At 37.8% G+C, this 6396-nt stretch carries 4 protein-coding genes and 10 tRNA genes; 6 read left to right on the top strand and 8 right to left on the bottom strand.

The genetic code is table 11. The annotated features are described in order from the left end of the window. Positions 1–9: 9 nt before the first annotated feature. The 3 genes from H5126_RS02225 to msrB all read left to right on the top strand — a co-directional run bounded on the left by H5126_RS02225 (position 10) and on the right by msrB (position 1559). The gene (locus H5126_RS02225) at positions 10–528 is read left to right on the top strand and encodes a DUF2919 domain-containing protein (RefSeq protein ID WP_182712209.1); all 519 of its coding nucleotides are present in this window, start codon (positions 10–12) and stop codon (positions 526–528) included. Positions 529–530: 2 nt separating this feature from the next. Then, complete coding sequence (locus H5126_RS02230) at positions 531–971, top strand: hypothetical protein (protein WP_138489371.1); 441 nt, start codon at positions 531–533, stop codon at positions 969–971. A 147-nt stretch (positions 972–1118) separates the two neighbouring features. Then, positions 1119–1559: a peptide-methionine (R)-S-oxide reductase MsrB gene (gene msrB, locus H5126_RS02235; protein ID WP_024605441.1), complete on the top strand. Its 441-nt coding sequence runs from the start codon at positions 1119–1121 to the stop codon at positions 1557–1559. Between the two features lie 4 nt (positions 1560–1563). On the opposite strand, the gene H5126_RS02240 is transcribed toward msrB, so the two are convergent. From H5126_RS02240 to H5126_RS02275, 8 genes are all read right to left on the bottom strand, one after another. Further along, the gene (locus H5126_RS02240; RefSeq protein WP_182720595.1) at positions 1564–3210 is read right to left on the bottom strand and encodes a tetratricopeptide repeat-containing response regulator; all 1647 of its coding nucleotides are present in this window, start codon (positions 3208–3210) and stop codon (positions 1564–1566) included. A gap of 489 nt (positions 3211–3699) precedes the next feature. Next, positions 3700–3775 (bottom strand) — tRNA-Val (locus H5126_RS02245). A gap of 61 nt (positions 3776–3836) precedes the next feature. After that, positions 3837–3912: transfer RNA gene (locus H5126_RS02250), tRNA-Val, on the bottom strand. Between the two features lie 32 nt (positions 3913–3944). Then, positions 3945–4020 (bottom strand) — tRNA-Val (locus H5126_RS02255). Between the two features lie 48 nt (positions 4021–4068). After that, positions 4069–4144: transfer RNA gene (locus tag H5126_RS02260), tRNA-Val, on the bottom strand. Between the two features lie 153 nt (positions 4145–4297). After that, a tRNA-Val gene (locus H5126_RS02265) sits at positions 4298–4373 on the bottom strand. A 50-nt stretch (positions 4374–4423) separates the two neighbouring features. Beyond that, a tRNA-Val gene (locus H5126_RS02270) sits at positions 4424–4499 on the bottom strand. Positions 4500–4651: 152 nt separating this feature from the next. After that, positions 4652–4727 (bottom strand) — tRNA-Val (locus tag H5126_RS02275). A gap of 1126 nt (positions 4728–5853) precedes the next feature. On the opposite strand from H5126_RS02275, the gene H5126_RS02280 reads away from it, so the two are divergent. From H5126_RS02280 to H5126_RS02290, 3 genes are all read left to right on the top strand, one after another. Then, a tRNA-Ala gene (locus H5126_RS02280) sits at positions 5854–5929 on the top strand. 37 nt (positions 5930–5966) lie between these two features. Next, positions 5967–6042: transfer RNA gene (locus tag H5126_RS02285), tRNA-Glu, on the top strand. A 144-nt stretch (positions 6043–6186) separates the two neighbouring features. Next, positions 6187–6262 (top strand) — tRNA-Glu (locus H5126_RS02290). Positions 6263–6396: the final 134 nt, after the last annotated feature.

Here is a 6396-nt window from a genome sequence, read left to right on the forward strand (position 1 = left end):
AAAGCGACAATGAGCCGATATGGGCCAGAATACTGGGATAAGTACGGAAGTTACCGTACACCTATAGCATTTCATTTAAGTTTGCTGGTGCTTTTACGTGGCTATTTTATTTGGGTGATTGCGGCTTTAAGCCGCAGGCCTGAACTGGATTTAATGTCGTTATTTTTTAAAAATAAAAATGATTTTTTTATCGCAATAGCAATTGGAAGTATTGCAATAATACCGACTATTTTATTTTGTTTACGCAGACCACGAGATTCACACAGTGCGAGCGATAAGTTAGCAAAAATATGGCGACATATGCGCTGGCCTCTTATTTTATGTGCTGTTGTTGATTTAACATGGTTAAGTATTCAGGCAGCGCATAGCCATTATCGATTTTCATCATTTTTAGCAGTACAAATGATGATTGTTTTATGGGTATTGTGGTATTTGGTGAAAAGCCGTTATTTAACCGTTTTTTTTAATGATTGGCCTGAGCCGACAGAAAAAGCATCAGAAGAAAAAAAGCGACTTAAAAGGGATTAGTTGTGGACGCTGTAAATAAAAAAATAGCGATAGCTATATCGTTAATAGGGTTAGTGCTTATTATTTTAATGATTAGCACTGAGCTTTTAGAGTCTATGTGGTTTAAAGCGCTATTTGGGTTGTGGGTATTTGTTTTTTGCTCAAGCGTTTATAGGCTAACGCCCTTATTTAAATCAAGAAATAGGCTAGAGGATTTTATTCAGCGAGATGCCCAACATTTACTACTTTTTAGTTTGATGGGATTTTTTGATAAAAAGCATGGTCCAAATTGGTTAGTTATTGAGAGTATTGAACGCATAACAACAAAGGATGATGAGCTAATTATTTACAGTAATAACGAGCGCCAAATGAGTGTTAGTTTACCTGTAAAAAAAGCAGAGCTAGATAGTTTTATTAAACGAATACTTACCGACTCAGAAAAACAAAATATTACCTTTAGCTGAGGAGATTACCTTTAAAATTGAACGAGTTTTAGTTTTAAACGGTCAACACTCTTTAGCTGATCTTTAGTGTATTAAATAACGTAATAATTAACCGTACTTCTTATAAATTTATTAAGTACGGTTAATCAACTATTCAATGAGGCTATTATGTTGAAGTGGAATGATGTTATTAACTTTGCCACCAACGGCAATCCTACCCCAAGTAAAAAAGTAGTCAAAACTGACGAGCAGTGGCGGATGCAACTATCAGAAGATGAATATTACGTAACACGTAAGAAGGGAACAGAGCGCCCAGATAGCTCGGGTAGTTGTACATTACTCGAACCTGGCAAGTATGTGTGTATTTGCTGTGATAATCTATTGTTTGATGCCGATGAAAAGTTTGATAGTGGCACTGGTTGGCCGTCATTTACGCAACCTGCGACAATTGAAGCGATTGGTTATGTAAACGATACAAGTCATGGTATGGAGCGCATAGAGGTGGTTTGTAATGTGTGCGATTCGCACTTAGGCCATATTTTTCCAGATGGCCCATTACCAACAGGTTTACGTTATTGCGTTAATGCCGCAGCAATGAAAAAGATCTAATATTTTATTTACTAGCGCTTTGAATATCTAAATTCATTTCTTTTGCTATATGTAAAATCTTATCTAAACGCTGCGTCTGGTCTGCTTGTAATTTAGTTTTATCAAGAAGGGCGTAGCATCTTCTAGCAAGATCCATATTAAATGAGCTGCCAGATTGCTTGGTTGAATCAAATAGGCACTGTAATAAATTAAGTGCAATACTCTGATTGCGAGGCATTACTCTAAATGCTTGCGTAAAAGCTTCCAGCGCAGTATTTAACTGCCCTTTATTAAATTGATTAACGGCATGGTTATTAAGCTCTTTTGGACCCATTTTAATATCGCGTCGCTCACTTTGTTGCTGCTGAATATAACGCAAGTAAGTTGTGTCGCTAACTGCAGGGTGTCTTTCACAGTGGCTAATTATTTGTGTGAATAAGGTTTGCGCCTTCTGATGAAACCCCAGTTCATGAAATGCTTTTGCTTTATCAAGTGCTCCATCAACCGATCGGATATGAGTATCGTCGTCATCAAGCTGCTCAATTAGCTTTTTCGCTTTTTGATGCTCGTCTTTTAAGTAATGAAGTCGTGCATTAAGTACATCAATTTGAGCTTGATTTGCATTATTAGGAAACTGTTTTTTTAAATCATTAATGTACTGATTTGTTTGTCTAGAAATTCGTTGAATTTGATCAGTTTGATCAGTCGTTAACGCAAAGTCGATACCGGCACGTGCTGCATTTAAATATACATCGGGGTGGTCGTGTATTGAGTGCTTTGCAAAGGTGGCTATATCTTTTTGAGTTAAATAGCTTTTTTCGTAGTCGTGATTAATTAGCGACACATTACTTAACGATTTTTGGCGTGTGATGTTTCGCGGTGCAATGTCTGCTGCTTGACTTAAAAAGCTTTGTGCTAGTTCAAACTGATTTAGCTTTATTTCTAATCTGCCCAACAAATCAAGGGCTACTAAACGAGTTTCTTGGCGCTCTAACATTGTCTTGAGCATTCGCTGCGCCAAAATATGTTCGTTATTCGCTATAAGTGCCTCTACTAAACCTACTTTTGCCCAAGCAAATTTTTGAATATCGAGAACAGACTTAAAAAAGTCTTTTGCATCTTGAGCACGCTTTAAGCGAAGTAGGGCATCGCCTTTTAAGCGAAGTAGGATAGGACTGTAATTATTATTTTTTTTATCCAGAGCGGTATCAATAAATTTAATAGCTTTTGAATCGTTACTATCATCAATTAATGAATACACTGTTTGTAAGTCGTGTTTACGCTTTAAGATTCGTTCAATGCGTGTTTTAAGCTCTTGTACTGTAAAAGGCTTAACTAAAAAGTCATCTGGCTGCAGCTCAAGAACACTATGAACGAGTGAGCCACTTGTTTCTGCTGAGATAAAAATAAAGCCAGTCGAACTTTTTATGAGCTGCTTTACACGTAGCTCTTCATAAAGCTGGTAGCCATCTTGGTGTTTGTTTAAGTTGAATGAGCAAACTATTAGATCAAATTCTTCACTTAAACACTGCTCTTTTGCAGAGTTTGCATGATCAGCAAAGCGCAACTGCCGAAAGCCAAGCCTTTCTAACGATTGTTTCATATAGCTTTGAGCAAGTGGCTGCTCCTCTACTATAAGTATTTTGGCTTTTGAATAGATCTTAGTTGGCATTGGCTTAAGCGTAATTGTATTTAACACAGACTATAATCAACAGTTTAACTCCTTACAAGGGAATTTAAATGATAGCTGTATTTATTAGGTACTTAACTTTGTCTAATACGTTTATCTAACTTCGAAAGTACTGAGCCGAATAGCATAATTAAAAACTAAATAAGTAAAATGGAAACGCTATATTTGATGAGTGCTTTGATATGGTAATTCAGATTTTAATAAAAATATGAAATGTATTTAAGGTAAAAAGAGGAGTTAAACGTATTTAATATGGGAAAAAGTTATTACTAGAGAAGTTGTCTGATGGTATTTATATGTGGTGGGTGATTACTTGGCTTGATACCAGTGACCCTCGCCATTATTTGTAAAGAGTGGGGATGCTCTTTATTAAATGCGATTTATATATTGAGTTTTTATAAAGTTTGTAAATGTGTTTAATATGAGAAGGAAGAGTTATTACTAGAGAAGTAGTTTAATGGTATTTATATGTGGTGGGTGATACTGGACTTGAACCAGTGACCCTCGCCTTGTAAGGGCGATGCTCTCCCAACTGAGCTAATCACCCACATATAATAGGTATGCCTGTTATTTAATTCTTTATTATCAATTAACCGCTTGATGTTATTTGGTGGGTGATACTGGACTTGAACCAGTGACCCTCGCCTTGTAAGGGCGATGCTCTCCCAACTGAGCTAATCACCCAAATTACATTTTAATATGCACCATTCTAGGAATGGTGGGTCGTACTGGACTTGAACCAGTGACCCTCGCCTTGTAAGGGCGATGCTCTCCCAACTGAGCTAACGACCCATATTAAATTTTAAAACGCGACTATTGATATAATAATAGGTTTATATGTGGTGGGTGATACTGGACTTGAACCAGTGACCCTCGCCTTGTAAGGGCGATGCTCTCCCAACTGAGCTAATCACCCACATATAAATTAAAACGCTACTATTAAAATAAATAGTACTGGACTTTAACCAGTGAACCTCGCCGTTACTTGTAAATAGCGGTGATGCTCTCTTTTTTCTAACTGAGCTAACGACCCATTTAGATTTTTTTGTAATATGCACCATTTAAAAAATGGTGGGTCGTACTGGACTTGAACCAGTGACCCTCGCCTTGTAAGGGCGATGCTCTCCCAACTGAGCTAACGACCCATATTACAATTTTAAAACACGACTATTAATATAGTAATAGGTTTTATATGTGGTGGGTGATACTGGACTTGAACCAGTGACCCTCGCCTTGTAAGGGCGATGCTCTCCCAACTGAGCTAATCACCCACATATAATTTAAAACGCTACTATTAAATAAATAGTACTGGACTTTAACCAGTGAACTTTGCCGTTACTTGTTAGTAGCGGTAATGCTCTCTATTTTCTAACTGAGCTTATGACCCATATAGAATTTAGATGTGAACACTTTAACTAAAAAGTGGTGGGTGATACTGGACTTGAACCAGTGACCCTCGCCTTGTAAGGGCGATGCTCTCCCAACTGAGCTAATCACCCACATCTAAACAACATTGCATTGCTGCGTTGTTGTGGGGCGCTATTATAGATAGAGTTGGAAATGTGTCAACACTTGAATGATAAAAATGTGCTGAATGAAGGTTTTATAAACAATAGGATATGGTTGAAGTCTATTTTATCATCAAATTTGATATTGCAGTTCAATTAAGCACCTAAAAGTGAGTAGGGAATTGTATTTTATTAACCTTAAATTTAGTTTTACGATACTCATTGTTTTTTTACTGGAGTCGTTTTTATGATTATGAGCAAGATCGATTAATATTAGGGCGAGTTATTTAGTGAATAGAGTGGTCCTTTAAAAATGAATTTAATCTAAACTTCCCAAAATAAATGCTATTTCAGCATTCTAAACTCTATTTTTGTACTTACTTTATTTTTATAAGCCAACCTAGCCATCTCGTAAATACGTATTCCTCGCTACTAGCTTCGGGTTAAGACTAAATAGATCACATATAGCTAGGGCGTGTTGACCTTTGTGGATTCAAATTTGTTCAATCTAGGGACGATTAAATCGCGGCGCGAGGTTTGTAACCTAGTGGGCCAAGTAAAAGCCGAGCAAAGCTTCCGCTTCACCCACCAAAGATCAACGCGCCTTGAAGTTTTATACATAGAATTACGAAGCAACAGTGCTCTTTTAAAAATGCTCTTCAAACAATAATCGAATTTTTTAGTACGAGTTACGCTGGTTATTAAGCAAGTAAAGGCTGCGGGTACTCTCAAACCCACATTTAAGTTTTGGTTATTATAAGCAATTGTAACTTTTAAAAGATTAAGGCGATTGGCGGGGCCTTAATTGGTAGTTTATAGATAAGTTTAATTTGCATATAAATGTATACCTTTGCTTTGATGCAATTTTGTTTCATTAAATGGGGGAGTGGGGGCTATTGAGTATTCGCTGCAATATAGTGATGTTATTATAAGCAGTAGGGCTTGAATCTTATTCAAATTGTATTTTTTAGCACGCTTGATAGCCAGTTTGTTGAAAATTAAACCATTTAAATAAAGCTAGGTAAAAAACTGTTGACTTTATTTTGGGTGGTGCATAGAATGCGCCCCGCACTAAGCGATACACGATGTGTTTATCACGGTGGGTATTGATTAAATTGGGGCCATAGCTCAGCTGGGAGAGCGCTTCGCTGGCAGTGAAGAGGTCTGCGGTTCGATCCCGCATGGCTCCACCAAAAATTAGTGTTTTGTCCTAGGGTAGCAGTTTTCTGTGTCCCCATCGTCTAGAGGCCTAGGACACCGCCCTTTCACGGCGGTAACAGGGGTTCGAATCCCCTTGGGGACGCCACTTAACTTTTATTAGTTAAAGGCGGTTTTACCGAGAAAATAGCGTCACAATTAAAGCTCGAGTCTTTACTTGTATTAAACGCAATTACCTTAAAGCTCATGATGTGAGTTAAACTTATCAACTGTCCTAGTGACACATTTATGTGTCCCCATCGTCTAGAGGCCTAGGACACCGCCCTTTCACGGCGGTAACAGGGGTTCGAATCCCCTTGGGGACGCCACTTACTTATTTTTAATAGGGAAGTGTAGTGTTATTAAGAAAGCTCGCCTGAAACGAGTCTAAAAATTCAGTTGTCCTAGTGACACATTTATGTGTCCCCATCGTCTAGAGGCCTAGGACACCGCCCTTTCACGG

The sequence above is a fragment of the Pseudoalteromonas sp. SG45-3 genome (assembly GCF_014164075.1).
GTDB classification, from domain to species: Bacteria; Pseudomonadota; Gammaproteobacteria; order Enterobacterales; family Alteromonadaceae; genus Pseudoalteromonas; species Pseudoalteromonas distincta.